Origin of the sequence: Cryptosporangium sp. NPDC051539 (assembly GCF_044454545.1) — a bacterium.
In the GTDB taxonomy this organism is placed as follows: Bacteria; Actinomycetota; Actinomycetes; order Mycobacteriales; family Cryptosporangiaceae; genus Cryptosporangium.
Genome location: NZ_JBITDV010000004.1, coordinates 302,138 through 316,638 on the forward strand (window position 1 = coordinate 302,138; position 14,501 = coordinate 316,638).

At 72.3% G+C, this 14,501-nt stretch carries 14 protein-coding genes and 1 pseudogene; 12 read left to right on the forward strand and 3 right to left on the reverse strand.

Annotated elements, in window-relative coordinates; genetic code table 11:
- The 10 genes from pucL to ACIBZJ_RS15085 all read left to right on the forward strand — a co-directional run bounded on the left by pucL (position 1) and on the right by ACIBZJ_RS15085 (position 9,450).
- Positions 1-867: a factor-independent urate hydroxylase gene (gene pucL / locus ACIBZJ_RS15040; RefSeq protein ID WP_395929645.1), complete on the forward strand. Its 867-nt coding sequence runs from the start codon at positions 1-3 to the stop codon at positions 865-867.
- Positions 864-2,216 carry an 8-oxoguanine deaminase gene (locus tag ACIBZJ_RS15045; protein WP_395929647.1) on the forward strand — a complete coding sequence of 451 codons (1,353 nt, stop codon included), beginning with the start codon at positions 864-866 and terminating at the stop codon, positions 2,214-2,216. Before pucL ends, ACIBZJ_RS15045 begins: the two co-directional genes overlap by 4 nt.
- A gap of 279 nt (positions 2,217-2,495) precedes the next feature.
- Positions 2,496-2,798 (forward strand): urease subunit gamma, encoded by a 303-nt coding sequence (locus ACIBZJ_RS15050; protein WP_395929649.1) that lies wholly within the window; start codon positions 2,496-2,498, stop codon positions 2,796-2,798.
- On the forward strand, positions 2,795-3,121 hold the full coding sequence (locus ACIBZJ_RS15055; RefSeq protein WP_395929651.1) for an urease subunit beta: 327 nt from the start codon (positions 2,795-2,797) through the stop codon (positions 3,119-3,121). Before ACIBZJ_RS15050 ends, ACIBZJ_RS15055 begins: the two co-directional genes overlap by 4 nt.
- Positions 3,118-4,839 carry an urease subunit alpha gene (locus tag ACIBZJ_RS15060; RefSeq protein ID WP_395929653.1) on the forward strand — a complete coding sequence of 574 codons (1,722 nt, stop codon included), beginning with the start codon at positions 3,118-3,120 and terminating at the stop codon, positions 4,837-4,839. Before ACIBZJ_RS15055 ends, ACIBZJ_RS15060 begins: the two co-directional genes overlap by 4 nt.
- A gap of 10 nt (positions 4,840-4,849) precedes the next feature.
- Positions 4,850-5,584, forward strand: coding sequence for an urease accessory protein UreF (locus tag ACIBZJ_RS15065; protein ID WP_395929655.1), 735 nt, complete (start codon positions 4,850-4,852; stop codon positions 5,582-5,584).
- The gene (gene ureG / locus ACIBZJ_RS15070; RefSeq protein WP_395929656.1) at positions 5,574-6,272 is read left to right on the forward strand and encodes an urease accessory protein UreG; all 699 of its coding nucleotides are present in this window, start codon (positions 5,574-5,576) and stop codon (positions 6,270-6,272) included. Before ACIBZJ_RS15065 ends, ureG begins: the two co-directional genes overlap by 11 nt.
- Positions 6,262-7,011: an urease accessory protein UreD gene (locus tag ACIBZJ_RS15075; protein ID WP_395929658.1), complete on the forward strand. Its 750-nt coding sequence runs from the start codon at positions 6,262-6,264 to the stop codon at positions 7,009-7,011. Before ureG ends, ACIBZJ_RS15075 begins: the two co-directional genes overlap by 11 nt.
- Before the next feature lie 11 nt (positions 7,012-7,022).
- Positions 7,023-7,628: a TetR/AcrR family transcriptional regulator gene (locus tag ACIBZJ_RS15080; RefSeq protein WP_395929660.1), complete on the forward strand. Its 606-nt coding sequence runs from the start codon at positions 7,023-7,025 to the stop codon at positions 7,626-7,628.
- Between the two features lie 352 nt (positions 7,629-7,980).
- Positions 7,981-9,450 (forward strand): DHA2 family efflux MFS transporter permease subunit, encoded by a 1,470-nt coding sequence (locus tag ACIBZJ_RS15085; RefSeq protein ID WP_395929662.1) that lies wholly within the window; start codon positions 7,981-7,983, stop codon positions 9,448-9,450.
- A gap of 459 nt (positions 9,451-9,909) precedes the next feature.
- Here the strand turns inward: ACIBZJ_RS15085 and ACIBZJ_RS15090 are convergent, their stop codons facing one another.
- Positions 9,910-10,629 carry an SDR family oxidoreductase gene (locus ACIBZJ_RS15090; protein WP_395929664.1) on the reverse strand — a complete coding sequence of 240 codons (720 nt, stop codon included), beginning with the start codon at positions 10,627-10,629 and terminating at the stop codon, positions 9,910-9,912.
- A gap of 49 nt (positions 10,630-10,678) precedes the next feature.
- On the opposite strand from ACIBZJ_RS15090, the gene ACIBZJ_RS15095 reads away from it, so the two are divergent.
- The gene (locus ACIBZJ_RS15095; protein WP_395929666.1) at positions 10,679-11,239 is read left to right on the forward strand and encodes a TetR/AcrR family transcriptional regulator; all 561 of its coding nucleotides are present in this window, start codon (positions 10,679-10,681) and stop codon (positions 11,237-11,239) included.
- On the opposite strand, the gene ACIBZJ_RS15100 is transcribed toward ACIBZJ_RS15095, so the two are convergent.
- Positions 11,236-11,883, reverse strand: a complete 648-nt coding sequence (locus ACIBZJ_RS15100; protein ID WP_395929668.1) for an ArsR/SmtB family transcription factor — start codon at positions 11,881-11,883, stop codon at positions 11,236-11,238. The two genes, ACIBZJ_RS15095 and ACIBZJ_RS15100, sit on opposite strands and share 4 nt — an antisense overlap.
- Before the next feature lie 38 nt (positions 11,884-11,921).
- On the opposite strand from ACIBZJ_RS15100, the pseudogene ACIBZJ_RS15105 reads away from it, so the two are divergent.
- Positions 11,922-12,953, forward strand: a pseudogene (locus ACIBZJ_RS15105) (MFS transporter); the annotation flags it as partial.
- Positions 12,954-13,094: 141 nt separating this feature from the next.
- Here the strand turns inward: ACIBZJ_RS15105 and ACIBZJ_RS15110 are convergent.
- Entirely contained in the window at positions 13,095-14,486 is a 1,392-nt protein-coding gene (locus ACIBZJ_RS15110) for an FAD-dependent oxidoreductase (protein WP_395929670.1), read from the reverse strand.
- Positions 14,487-14,501 lie beyond the last annotated feature (15 nt).

Below are 14,501 nucleotides of genomic sequence, written 5' to 3' on the forward strand. Positions count from 1 at the left end.
GTGACCTTCAGTCTCGGTCCGAACCAGTACGGCAAGGCCGGTGTACGGCTGGTGACCGTCGACGGCGGTGTGGTCACCGATCTGACGATCGCCAGCGCGCTCTCGGGTGATCTGGAGGCGACGCACTACACCGGCGACAACAGCGCGGTGCTGGCCACCGACACGCAGAAGAACACGATGTACGCGTTCGCGCGGGAGTTCGGGGTGGGCTCGCCGGAGGAGTTCGGCCTGCGGCTGGGGCGGCATTTCGTGACGTCGCAGAAGGCGATTTCGACCGCGCGGCTGACCGTCGAACAGCACCGGTGGGAACGGATCCCGGTCGACGGGGAGCCGGCGCCGCACTCGTTCGTGCGCTCCGGAACGGAGACACGGCGGGCGCGGGTGGTGGTCTCCGAGGATTCGGCGGCGGTCTCCTCCGGGCTCGGCGGTCTGACCGTGATGAACACGACCGACTCGGAGTTCCACGGCTTCCCCCGCGACCGGTACACGACGCTCCCGGAGACGTCCGACCGGATCCTGGCGACCTCGGTGGACGCCTGGTGGGACCACACGGGCACCGACCTCGACTGGGAGGCGGTCTACGACCAGGCCCGCGGCGCGCTCCTGACCGCGTTCGCCTCGACGTACAGCTACTCGTTGCAGCAGACGCTGCTCTCGATGGGGTCGTTGCTGCTGTCGGCGTGCCCTTCGGTCGGCGAGGTGCGGCTCTCGCTGCCGAACAAGCACCACAATCTGGTCGACCTCTCGCCGTTCGGGCTCGACAACCCGAATCGGGTCTACGTGGCGCCGACCGAGCCGTTCGGGCTGATCCAGGGCACCGTGCGCCGCGACGGCGCGACCTACTCCGAGGGGCCTGCGCTGTGGTGACGGTTCTCGACGGCTGCGCCGTCCACACGGTGGACGCCGCGGACACGTCGTACCCGGTAGGGCACGTCGTGGTGGCCGACGGCGTGATCACCGCCGTCGGCCCGGGCCCCGCCCCGGTCTATCCGGACGCCGTGGTGGTGAACGCTTCGGGGTGCCTGGCGACGCCCGGGCTGGTGAACACGCACCACCACCTGTACCAGTGGGCGACGCGTGCGGTGTCGGTGGACGACGGGCTGTTCAGCTGGCTGAAGACGCTGTATCCGATCTGGGCGGGGATCTCGTCCGAGGTGGTGGGGGCGGCCGCGCGGGCCGGGCTGGCGCGGCTGGCGCTGACCGGCTGCACGACGTCGACGGATCACCACTACGTGTTCCCGGCTTCGGGGGACGACGTCCTCGGGGCCACGATTCTGGCCGCCCGGGACGTCGGGCTGCGGTTCCATCCGACCCGGGGATCGATGGATCTGGGGGAATCCTCGGGTGGGCTGCCGCCGGACTCGGTGGTGGAGTCGCTGGATTCGATCCTGGCCGCGGTGGACTCGGCCGTGGCGAAGTGGCACGACCCGTCGCCGGGGTCCCTGCTGCGGATCGCGGCGGCGCCGTGTTCGCCGTTCTCGGTGACCCGGGAGTTGATGCGGGAGTCCGCCGCGCAGGCGCGGCAACTGGGGATCCGGCTGCACACGCACCTGGCCGAGACGCTCGACGAAGACGAGTTCTGCCGCGAGCAGTTCGGGATGACGCCGGTGGAGTACCTCGAGTCGGTGGACTGGCTGGGGCCGGACGTGTGGCTGGCCCACGGGGTGCACCTGTCGGACGCGGACGCCGCGGTGCTCGGGCGGGCCGGGACCGGGGTGGCGCACTGTCCGAGTTCGAACGCGCGGCTGGGGTCGGGGATCGCGCCCGTGCCGGCATTGCTGGGAGCGGACGTGCCGGTCGGGCTCGGGGTGGACGGGGCGGCCTCGCAGGAGAACGGCGGTCTCTCGGACGAGTTGCGGCAGACGGTGTTCGCGGCCCGGTTGCGGCACGGGATGCCCGGCCTGACCGCGCGGGACGTGCTGCGGATCGCGACGATGGGCGGGGCGCGGTGTCTGGGACGGGCCGACGAGATCGGGTCGCTGGAGGTCGGGAAGCGGGCGGACGTCGCGCTGTGGCGGGTGGACGGACCGTTCCACGCGGACATCGTCGACCCGGTGGACGCGCTGGTCTATGCGTCGCCGCCACCGCTGGCCCGGTTGTACGTCGAGGGTCGTCCGCTCGTGATCGAGGACGAGTTGCAGACGGTGGACGTCGAGGCCGCGGGCCGGGATCTGCGCCACGCGGCCCGGGTGCTGGCGGCGCGGGCCGCGGGGTGAGCGCACCCGCCGGTGTCCGCGTCTTCGGCGCCTACCGGAGAGCGTCGAGATCGATCGTCACCGGGAACGGCACGTCCGTGGTGAACGTGCCGCCCTCGGAATCCGATAGAGCGGCTCCGCGCTCATGGTGACCTCCTCGAGCAGCCGGCCGCGCGCGGAGGTTGCGCCGCGCAACGTTGAACGGTGATCGGCCCGGTGCGGCGAGGCGAGATCTGCTGGTAACACGGCGCGGTTACGCTGCCGGGCGGACTGCCGCCCGACCGATGGGGGACGAACGCTGTGCACCTGACCCCGCACGAGCAGGAGCGGCTGCTCATCTCGTACGCAGCCGACCTGGCGCGCCGCCGTCGCGAGCGCGGCCTGCGTCTCAACTACCCCGAGGCGGTCGCGATCCTCACGTCGTTCGTGCTCGAAGCAGCACGGGACGGCCGCACCGTGTCCGACCTGATGGACGCCGGGCGGCACGTGCTCGGCCGGGACGACGTGCTGGACGGCGTCCCCGAGATGATCGAGGAGGTGCAGGTGGAAGCGACTTTCCCGGACGGGACCAAGCTGGTGACGGTGCACCACCCCATACCGTGATCCCCGGCGAGATCATCGTCGCGGCCGACCCGGTCCCCCTCCTGGCGAACCGCGAACGACGAACCCTCGAGGTCACGAACACCGCCGACCGGCCGATCCAGGTCGGCAGCCACTACCACTTCGCCGCCGTCAACACCGGCCTGGACTTCGACCGGCGGGCCGCCTGGGGTTACCGCCTGGCGATCCCGTCCGGCACCGCGGTGCGGTTCGAGCCGGGCATCGTGCGCGAGGTCGACCTGGTCGCGATCGTCGGCACGCGTGACGTCCCCGGCCTCCGCCCCGAATTCGCCGGCCTCCTGGACGAACGGGGTCCCGAAGCGTGATCGATCGCAGCCGCTACGCACTCCTGTACGGCCCCACCACCGGCGACCGCGTACGCCTCGCCGACACCGACCTGCTCATCGAGGTCGAACAGGACCTGTCCCGAGGCCCGGACGACGCTTCCGCCGGAGAAGAGGTCGTGTTCGGCGGCGGCAAGGTCATCCGCGAGTCGATGGGCCAGTCCCGCGCGACCCGCGCCGAGGGCGCTCCCGACCTCGTCATCACCGGCGCGCTGATCCTCGACCACTGGGGCGTCGTCAAGGCCGACATCGGTGTCCGGGACGGCCGGATCGTCGGCATCGGCAAGGCCGGCAACCCCGACACCCAGGACGGGATCCACGAGAAGCTGGTCATCGGCCCGTCCACCGAGATCCTGGCCGGCAACGGCAAGATCCTCACCGCGGGCGGCATCGACAGCCACGTCCACCTGATCGCCCCGCAGCAGGTCGACGAGTCCCTCGGCTCCGGCATCACGACCTGGATCTGCGGCGGCACCGGCCCGGCCGAAGGCACCAAGGCGACGACCGTCACCTCCAGCGCCTGGTACCTCGCCCGGATGTTCGAGGCCCTGGACGACTTCCCGCTGAACGTCGCGCTGCTCGGCAAGGGCAACACGGTACGAGCCGAGTCCATGGTCGAGCAGCTCAAGGCCGGGGCGTCCGGCTTCAAGCTGCACGAAGACTGGGGCTCGACCCCGTCCGCGATCGACGCCTGCCTGCGGGTCTGCGACGCGTACGGCGTCCAGGCGGCGCTGCACACCGACACGCTCAACGAGGCCGGCTTCGTCGAGGACACGATCGCCGCGATCGGCGGCCGGGGCATCCACACCTATCACACCGAGGGTGCGGGCGGCGGGCACGCTCCCGACATCATCACGGTCGCGAGCCACCCGAACATCCTGCCGAGCTCGACCAACCCGACCCGGCCGCACACCGTCAACACGCTCGACGAACACCTCGACATGCTGATGGTCTGCCACCACCTGAACCCGGCGGTGCCGGAGGACCTGGCGTTCGCCGAGAGCCGGATCCGGCCGTCGACGATGGCCGCCGAGGACGTCCTGCACGACCTGGGGGCGATCTCGATGATCGGGTCGGACAGCCAGGCGATGGGCCGGGTCGGCGAAGTCGTGCTGCGTACCTGGCAGACCGCGCACGCGATGAAGCGCCGCCGGGGTTCGCTGCCCGGCGACGGCGCGGCCGACAACGTCCGCGCGAAGCGGTACGTCGCCAAGTACACGATCGTCCCGGCGGTCGCGCACGGGCTCGAGGGCGAGGTCGGCTCGGTCGAGGTCGGGAAGCTCGCCGACCTGGTGCTGTGGGATCCGAAGTTCTTCGGCGTCCGGCCGCACGTCGTCGTCAAGGGCGGGATGATCGCCTGGGCGCAGATGGGCGACACGAACGCGTCGATCCCGACGCCGCAGCCGATCCTCCCGCGTCCGATGTGGGGGGCGCGGCCGACGGCCGCGAGCGCCACCAGCGTGCACTTCGTCGCGCCGATCGCGATCGAGGACGGCCTGGGCGACCGGTTGAACGTCCGGCGCCGATTGGCCGCCGTCGCCGACGTACGACGCCGGGGGAAGGCCGATCTGCCGCTGAACGACGCGATGCCGGAGATCCGCGTCGACCCGGACACGTTCGCCGTGTACGTGGACGGCGATCTCATCGAGGAGTCACCGGCGACCGAGCTCCCGATGGCCCAGCGGTACTTCCTGTTCTGAGGTGACGCCGATGCGCCAGGCTCTGTTGCTCCTCGCGGACTCCCGGCTGCCGGCCGGGGCGCACGCCCACAGCGGCGGAATCGCCCCGGCCGTGGACGGGGACCTGGTTCACGGTCACGTCGAGGTGATCGAGTTCCTCCGCGGCCGGCTGCACACCGCCGGCCTGCTGGCCGCCGCCGTAGCCGCCCGCGCCTGCCACCTGGCCACCGAGACCGCCGGCGCGGCGGCCCCGGCCGTCGACGCGACCAGCACCCCGGCCCGCAACGCGGGCGGCGCTCGAGCCGCGGGCGGGGTGTGGGCAGTGCTCGACGGGGAGGTCGACGCTCGGACGCCCTCAGCGGCCCAGCGGCAGACCTCGCGCGCTCAGGGCCGGGCGCTCCTGCGAGTGGCCCGCCAGGCGTTCCCGCACCGGGAGTACGACGCGCTCGGCACGCACCCCCACCACCCGGTCGCGCTCGGAATCGCCGTCCGCGCCGCCGGCGGCACCCCGGAAGAGGCCGCGGCGCTCGCCGTCGCCGCGGCGCTCAGCGGACCGGCGTCCGCCGCCCTGCGGTTGTTGGGACTGGACCCGCTCGCCCTGACCGCCGCGCACGCGGCCCTCGCCACGACGGCCGACGCGGTCGTCGCGGAAGCCGCCGCCTACGCCGACCGGCCCACGGACGCGCTCCCCGCGCCGTCCGCCCCCCTGCTGGACCTGCTTGCGCAGGCCCACGCCCGTTCGGAGGTGCGTCTCTTTGCATCCTGAGGACCACGACCACGACCACGACGTCTTCGAGCAGCACGCCCCGCTCACCGGCGAACTGGCTCCGCGCACGCACGGACGCGCGTTCCGGGTCGGTGTCGGCGGCCCGGTCGGCTCGGGCAAGACCGCGCTGGTCGCCGCGCTCTGCCGGACGCTCGGCCCCGAGCTGCAGCTCGGCGTCGTGACGAACGACATCTACACCACCGAAGACGCCGACTTCCTGCGCCGGTCCGGCGTGCTCGCGCCGGACCGGATCGCCGCGGTCGAGACCGGGTGCTGCCCGCACACCGCGGTCCGCGACGACATCACCGCCAACCTCGACGCGGTCGAGGGCCTGGAGGAGACGTTCGCGCCGCTGGAGCTCGTCCTGGTCGAGAGCGGCGGCGACAACCTCACGATGACGTTCAGCCGCGGGCTCGTCGACGTCCAGCTGTTCGTGCTGGACGTCTCCGGCGGCGACAAGGTGCCGCGCAAGGGCGGCCCGGGCGTCACCGGGTCGGACCTGCTGGTCATCAACAAGACCGACCTGGCCCCGATGGTCGGCGCCGACCTCGGCGTGATGGACCGGGACGCCGCCGCCGTGCGCCGGGGCAAGCCGGTCGTGTTCCAGTCGCTGCGCGAGGAGCCGACGGCCGCCACCGTGGCCGAGTGGATCCGCGACGCCCGAAAGCACTGGCTGGGTGAGGGCTAGCGCGCGTGCGGTCGCCGAACGCCTCGGCGACCGCACGGCCCTGACGACGCTCGCGTCCCAGCCGCCGATCGTGCTGCGGCAGACCGATCGCGGCCTCACGATGGTCACCGGCGCGGCCGGTCCGCTCGGCGGCGATCGGACCGACCTCACCGTGTCCGTCGGCGACGGCGCGTCGCTCGACGTCGGCTCGGCGGGCGCGGCGCTGGCGTTGCCCGGCGTGCACGGCGGCTCGAGTTCCGCGACCGTAACGCTGCGGGTCGGCGCCGGGGCCACGCTCAACTGGCAGCCCCAGCCCCTGATCGTCGCGGCCGGCGCGGACCACCTCGCGGTCCTCGACGTCACGCTCGACCCGACCGCCCGGCTGACCCTCGTCGAAACGCTCGTGCTCGGCCGCTACGGCGAGCAGCCCGGCCACCTCCGGACGCGGTGGCGGATCCGCCGCGGTAGCGCACCGTTGCTCGCCCAGGACCTGGACGTCGGCACCGGCGCCCCCCGAGGGTGGGACGGACCCGCCGTTCTGGGGGGAGCCCGCGTACTGGCGAGCGTCCTCGCCGTCGATCCCCTCGGCTTTCCCGACTACGACGCCCAGCGGACCACCGAACCCGGCGTCCGCTGCGAGGCCCTGCCGCTAGCCGACCTCTCCGCGGTAGTGCTCACGGCGGTGGGTCCCGACACGGTCCGGGTCGGCCGGGCGCTGGAAGCCGCTCTTTCGGGCTTGACGTCCGCCGTCTCGCAGTAAACACTTACTGCATGAGCGAGAGCAGAGCCGCCCTCCTCGCGGCCGCCGCCGAGGAGTTCGCGCAGTACGGGTTGCACGGGGCCCGCATCCGCGCGATCGTCGCGCGCGCCGGCGTCAACGAACGCATGATCTACCACCACTTCGGCAGCAAGGAGGGTCTGTACGGAGCAGTGATGGACGACCAGCGCCGGGCGATCGCGCAGGCTTGGTGGCCCGCACTGGAGAAGGCGCAGACGATGGAGCCGCTGGAGGGTATGCGATACGGGCTGCGGTCCTACCTCGATCTCGCGATGGCACATCCGCACCGGTCGGCGCTGTTCATGCAGGAGCAGCTGGCCGGCCAGTTCGGCACGCTGCACCCGACCTCCCCCGACCAGCTACCGGCGCCGATACGCGAGCTGTACGAACGAGGCCAGCGCGACGGCGTGTTCCGCGCCGACCTGCCGTTCGCGCTCGCGTACGGAACCGCGGTCGGCTCGATCGTGGCGATGGGCGCGACCAGTTCGCGGACTCTCGAGTGGCTGGCCCCGACACTGTCGATCGACGAGGACCGGGCGAAGGAGCTGGTCGTGGACTTGTTTGTGCAGGGGATGACTTCCCCGGCGTCGCATACCTAAGTTAGGTATCGGCGGGCGCGGTGATGGGAGTCGTCGTTTTATTGCATACCTAAGTTAGGCATCGGCGGGCCGACGGTGCTGGTGGTGGCCCTGGCGGCTCATCGCTTACCTAAGTTAGGCATCCGGCTCGGTGGGGCTGGTGGTGGCCCTTACCCTTCGTTGCTTACCTAAGTTAGGCATCCGGCTCGGTGCTGGCGGCGCCCCTTCCCCTTCTACTGCTTACCTGAGTTAGGTATCCGTCAATCGCTGGCGGCACCACACTCCCGTCGCCGTTTACCTAAGTCGGGTAGCCAATCCGCAGCCTGCAGTAAGTGTTTACCGCGCAGTAAATGTTTACAGAGGGAGGACAACCGTGACCGTCACGGAGGACGACACCAGGTTGACGCCCGAGCTCCTCAAGCTCGCCGGCGTCGTCATGCTCGGCGCGATCATGATGCAGCTCGACGTCACGATGACATCGATCGCGACCAACACTCTGATCAACGATTTCCACACCACCCTGGCGACGTACCAGTGGGTCGGCACCGGCTACCTGCTGGCGATGGCCAGCGTGATCCCGATCGCCGGCTGGGCGCTGGACCGCTACGGCGCCCGGACGATGTGGATGCTCACGCTCGTGGTGTTCTTGATCGGCTCGATACTCTGCGGAATGGCCTGGTCGGTCGAGAGCCTGATCGCGTTCCGGGTCGTCCAGGGCGTCGGCGCGGGCATGATCCTGCCGCTGATGCAGTCGATCCTGGCGATCGCCGCCGGGCCGCAGCGACTCGGCCGGGTGATGGCGACGATCGGCGTCCCGGCGCTGCTCGGCCCGGTGCTGGGGCCGATTCTCGGCGGGCTGATCATCACGAACCTGTCGTGGCACTGGATCTTCTACGTCAACGTGCCGATCTGCTTGCTGGCCCTTCTGCTCGCGGCGCGGTACCTGCCGGCGATCCGGTCCGGGGCACCGCGTACGCCCCTGGACGTCGTCGGCCTGCTGCTGCTGGCCCCGGCGTTCGCGGCCATGATCTACGGCTTCGCGGAGGCCGGGCACAGCGGCAGCTTCGCCGACGTCGCGGTGATCGGGCCGGTGGCCGGCGGGTTGGCGATGCTCGCGATCTTCACGCTGCACTCGGTGCGGCGGGGCTCGCCGGCGCTGATCGACGTCCGGCTGTTCCGGGTCCGGTCGTTCGCGGCCGCCGCCGGGCTGATCGTGCTGGCCAGCGGGGTGATGTTCGGCGCGCTGGGGCTCTTGCCGCTCTACTACCAGCAGGTCCGGGCCGAGGACGCGCTGCACACCGGGCTGTTGCTGATCCCGCTCGGGTTCGGGATGGGAGCTTCGCTGACGATCGCGGGGCGGCTCGCGGACAAGTTCCCGTCCGGGCCGATCGCGCTGGCCGGGCTGGTGCTCAGCGCGGGCGGGGCACTCGTCTACACCGGACTGGGCGCGGGCACCAGCTATCTGGTGATCGGGCTGGCGGAGGTGGTGAGCGGCGCCGGGATCGGCGCGATCCTCGTGCCGGTGATGAGCACCGCCATGCGCAGCGTGCCGCTGGAGGCGATTCCGCGGGCGAGCGTCTCGGTGCGGATCTTCCAGCAGCTCGGTGGGTCGCTGGGTAGCGCGATCCTGTTCGTCGCGCTGCAGCGCGAGGTCACTGACCGGGCGGGCGCGGGCCCGAGCGCCCTGGCGTCGTCGTTCGGGGCGACGTTCTGGTGGATCGTCGCCATCTCCGGGCTCGCGCTCGTCCCGGCGCTGTTCCTCCCGCTCCGCCGCCCCGCGGCGGCGCCAGCGGGGTCCGCCGGGTCCGCGGGGTCCGACGAGGTTTGGCTCGCCGATTACTGACGGCGTCTGGCCAGCATCAGATTTTTGCTTCGGGGCCCTCCCCACGACATTCTGATGCTGGCCGCTCCCGTCCGTATCCCCCACGTCCGCACTCCCGGACCTCCCCGCGCCCGGGCCTCCCCCGCGCCCAGACGCTGACCAAACCAGACACACGGCCGCACCGGGTGCGCCCGCCACCCCAGGCACACCAGGTAGGCCGGGTGCGCCCGCCACCCCAGGTAAGCCCGGCCCACCGACCCCGACGGCTGTACCGACCACGGCACCTGCGCCAGCCACCACAGGCGCTCCGACCCCGACGGTGAGCCGCCCCACGGTAAGCCGCCCAACCGTGAGCCCCCCGACGGTGAGCCACCCAATCGCGAGCCGGGACACACCCCAGCGGGCCGGCCACACAGCCAGCACGCCGGACGCCGGACGCCGGGCGCGGAAACGAGGGGCGGGCGCGGCTTGGGGCCGGGGTCAGGCCAGGGAGACCAGGCGGGCTCCGCCGTCGGACTCCAGGATGGTGCCGGTGAGGTTGCGGTTCGTGGCCGCCAGCACGACCGCGGCGGCCACGTCGTCGGCGACGGCGACGGCGCGCGCGGGGAGGATGCTCGCGACCTGGGCGAACAGCGCTCGGCGGGCGTCTTCGGGGGTGCCGTCCCACCAGGGTGTGTCGACCAGCCCGGGCGACACGGCGTTGACCCGGATCGGCGCGAGCTCGACCGCGAGCGGCCGGACCAACCCCTCGACCGCCGCGTTGAGCGCGGAGAGGCCGGCCGTGCCGGGCATCCCCATCCGCGCCGACGAGGCGCTGACCAGCGTGATCGAGCCGTCGACCGAGAGGTGGGGCAGCGCGGCCCGGATCGCGCCGAGATGAGTCCAGAACTTCGCGTCGAACGCCCGACGCAGGACGTCGAGATCGAGGTCGGCGACCGGTCCCATCCCCTCGGCGCCGCTGGCCGTGACCACCAGCCAGTCGATCGCGGTGATCTCCTCGACGAGCTCGCGCAGCGCGATCGGGTCGGACGCGTCCGAGCGGTGGCCGACCAGCTCGGGATCGGTGGCGGCGACCTCGTCGAGGCGGCGCTTGTCCCGTCCGCTGATGTGGACGGTCGCGCCGAGCGCGCGGAGCTGCCGTGCGGTGGCGAGCCCGATGCCCGAGGTTCCACCGAGGACGAGTGCCGTGCGAGAAGACATGAGGGGCTCCCCAATTTCGAACCGTAGCGTCTCGTTTTAGACTAGCCCCATGACGGCCGGACGCAAGCGGAGTGAGGAGAGCCGGGTCGCGATCCTCGCCGCGACCGTCGGCCTGGTGCGTGAAGCCGGGTACGGCCAGCTGACGATCGAAGGCATCGCGGCCCGGGCCGGGGTCGGGAAGCAGACGATCTACCGGTGGTGGCCGTCGCGGGCCGACGTGCTGTTCGAGGCGCTCGCGACCCACGCCGACCTGGAGATCACGACCACGGATCACGGCTCGTACCGGGCGGATCTGCGGGCATTCCTGGGCGAGACGTTCGCGCTCGCCGAAGCGTCCGGGATCGCGGAGATCCTCCGGTCGCTGATGGCGGAGGCCCAGCTCGACGCCGCGTTCGGGGCCCGGTTCCGGGACGCGTTCCTGGCCCGGCGGCGGGGCGCGCTGCGGCGGATCCTGGACCGCGCCGCCGAGCGCGGCGACCTTCCCGCGCAGCCGCCGCCGGAGCTCGCGGTCGAGGTGGTGTTCGGAGTGCTCTGGTACCGCGTCCTCGCGACGCGCGAGCCGATGAATCCGTCGCTGGCCGACGACCTGACCACGCTGCTGATCCGCTAGCGCAGAAGTCCGGCGAGGTCCGGGTGCTCGACGAGACTGCGCGGGGACGGGCCCGGGCGCAGCAGGCCCCGGCGCAGAAACGCGCGGAGGATCTCGCGGCCGAGCGCTCCGCCGAGGTGCGGGCGACCGGCGGTCGCGTCCAGGCAGCCGACGGCGAGCTTCCGGCGTCCGGACTGCGGGTACGGCACGTCGAGCCGGGCCAGGGCGGCGTCCAGGGTGGTGCCGGTCTCGAGCACGGACTCCGGCTCGGGCCCGGGGATCAGAGCCCCGTCGGCGACGAGACGGTCCAGCAGCCGGACGCCCGCGTCTCCGGCCAGGTGGTCGTAGCAGGTCCGCGCCCGGGCGAAGGCCGACGGGTGTTGCGCGCCGGGCGGCCGGGCGGCCAGTGCGTCCACCGCCGCGAGGAGCGCGCCCACGGCGTCCGGATGTTCCAGGTGGTAGTGGGTGGAACGGCCGACGCGGGACGTACCGACCAGACCGGTCGCGCGGAGCGCGGCCAAGTGGTTGCCGAGGCGGGACGGGGTGAGCCCGAGCCGCTCGGCCAGCGCGGCCTGGGCGGACGCCCCCTCGGTGGCGAGCAGGCGCAGCACCTCGAAGCGGATCGGCTCGCCGATCGCGCTCAGGACCTCCGGCAACTCGGGCACAGGTTTGATCCTCCCCGACAATGACAATTCATGTCTCCATGAAACATGATCGCGTGGCCGGTCGGCTGCTGCTCGGTACCGGCATCAACGGCATCGGCGGCGGGCTCTGGTTCACGATCTGGGCGCTGTACCTGACCCGGGTGATCGGCCTGCCCGCCGGTCGGCTCGGGCTGTCGCTGGCGGTGGCGGGCGTGGCCGGGATCGCGCTCTCGCTGCCCGGTGGTGCGATCGCCGACCGGCTCGGCGCGCGCCGGGTCGCGCTCGTGATCAACCTGGTCCGCGCGGCGGCCTGCCTCGCGTTCCTCGCGGTGAACGGGCTGATCGCGCTGACGATCGTCGCGGCCGTGTTCAACGGGGCTCAGGTGGTCGGGTCCGGCGTCGGGAACGCGCTGATCACCGGGTTGTTCGACGGCGACCTCCGGATGCGGATGCTGGCTCGCTCCCGGGCGGTCGTGCACGCCGGGAACACGATCGGGGCCGGCGCCGGCGCAGCGGTACTGGCCGTCGACCAGCGCTGGGCGTACTCGGTGGCGATCGTCGCGAACGCGGTGACGTTCGTGGTGAACGCGGGCCTGCTGGCAGGCGTGCCGGAGACCCCCACCCGGCGGCGGCTCAGCCGCTGGGCGGGGCTGCGCGGTACCGCGATCCGGGACCGGCGGTACCTCGCGGTGATGGCGCCGATCACCGCGCTGACCGCGTGCTGGGCGGTGCAGTCGACCGGGATCCCGCTCTGGGTCGTGTCGTCGACGTCGGCGCCGCCGGTCGTGGCGGCCGGGACCGTGATCGTGAGCTCGATCCTGATCGCGGCGCTGCAGAGCGCGGTGAGCGCGCGGGTGCTGACGATCCGGCGGGGTGCGGGCGCGGCGACGCTGGCCGGAGTGGTGCTCGCGGTGAGCTGCGTGGCGTTCGTACCGGCGGCGTGGGTCGGCGCGGGGTGGGCGGTCGCGATCGTGCTGGCGGCGGGGTTGCTGCACGTCGCGGGCGAGCTGTTGTTCGTGTCCGGATCGTGGGCGGTGTCGGTCGGGCTCATGCGGGAGGAGTGCCGGGGCGAGTACCAGGGTCTGAACGCGGCGATGACCGGCGGAGTGCAGGAGTTCGCCCCGGCGGCCGTGGCCGCGCTGGTGGGCGGCCTGGGATCCCAGGGCTGGCTGGCGATGGCCGGCTTCTTCCTGGCCTGCGCGGCCCCGGTGATTCCGCTGGCCGCGCGTGCGTCAGTTGATGGGCTCGGCCGCGGTGGTGGTACGGACCGCGTCGAGCAGCGAGGCCCGGGTCGCGAGCGTGGTGCGGGCCCGGCCCCGGGACTCACCGAGCGCGATCTCAGCGGTGTCGATCGTGCGCCAGTCGTCCAGCGTGAACACCCGGACGCCCCGGTCGGACAGTAGATCGGTGAGCGCGTCCCGGTCGGGCCGCTCGGCCGGTGGCAGCGCCCCGGCGGTGGCGTCGGCGAGCAGCGCGGCCACGGTCTCGTGGGCGTCGGCCTTGTTGGTGCCGATCACCCCGGTCGGTCCCCGCTTGATCCATCCGGCGACGTACTCCCCCGCCACCGCGCCTCCGTCGCGCGCTACCCGCCCCCGCTCGTGCGGCACGACGTTGGCGGTCTGGTCGAACGGGAGGCCCGGCAGCGGCACCCCCCGGTACCCGACCGACCGCACGACGAGCTGCGCCTCGATCACCGACCGCTCGCCGGTGCCCACGACCGACCCGTCGGGGGTGAGCGCAGTGCGTTCGACCACCACACCCTCGACCCGGCCGGTGCCCAGGATCTCCACCGGCCGGGTGAAGAACCGCAGGTGGACGCCGGTCGCGCCACTGCGCGGAGCGGCGGCCCATTCACGCATCACGTCGACGTTGCGGGCGACGACGCGGTCGGACTCGACGAGCGCGTCGGTGACCGGGTGCGGCGCCAGATCGGCCGGATCGACCCGCACCGCGACGCCGTCGAGCTTGCCGAGTTCGCGCAGCTCCTTCGTCGTGAACGCGGCGTGCGCCGGGGAACGGCGGCCGAGCAGGTGGATCTGGCGTACCGGACAGCTGCCGAGCGCGGTGAGGACGTGCTCGGGCATGTCGGTGTGGTCGAGCGCGCCGCCGTAAGCACAGCGGGCCAGCACCCGGCCGACGTCGAGGGCGACGTTGCCGACCCCGACGACCACCGCGGAACGTGCGGTGAGCAGCGCCTCTTCGACCGCGCCCCGGGCCGCGTCCGGATGGCCGCAGTACCAGGCCACGACGTCGGTGGCCGGCAGGCTGCCCGGAAGGTCTTCGCCGGGAATGCCGAGCCGCCGGTCGGCGGACGCGCCGAACGTGTAGACGACCGCGTCGAAATGCCGGCGCAGCTCGTCGACCGTGAGGTCGGTGCCGAGCTCGACGTTGCCGAGGAACCGGACGGAGGGCTCCCGGAGCAGGCGCCAGAGCGTCTCCCGGATGCCGCGGATGCTCAGGTGATCGGGTGCGACGCCGTACCGGACCAGGCCGAACGGCGTGGGGAGCCGGTCGATGACGTCGACCTCGACGTCCACGTCGGTCTGGCGGGTCAGCGCCTCGGCCGCGTAGATCCCCGAAGGCCCTGATCCGACAACAGCTACCCGAAGTGGTCGCTGATCCACTTCTTCACCCTACGT

What these genes read in the sequence shown, in the direction of transcription:
- ACIBZJ_RS15065 (WP_395929655.1), top strand. Translation starts at nt 4,850, where the DNA reads ATGCGCCAGGCTCTGTTGCTCCTCGCGGACTCCCGGCTGCCGGCCGGG.
- ACIBZJ_RS15090 (WP_395929664.1), bottom strand. Translation starts at nt 10,629, where the DNA reads ATGTCTTCTCGCACGGCACTCGTCCTCGGTGGAACCTCGGGCATCGGG.
- ACIBZJ_RS15080 (WP_395929660.1), top strand. Translation starts at nt 7,023, where the DNA reads ATGAGCGAGAGCAGAGCCGCCCTCCTCGCGGCCGCCGCCGAGGAGTTC.
- ACIBZJ_RS15095 (WP_395929666.1), top strand. Translation starts at nt 10,679, where the DNA reads ATGACGGCCGGACGCAAGCGGAGTGAGGAGAGCCGGGTCGCGATCCTC.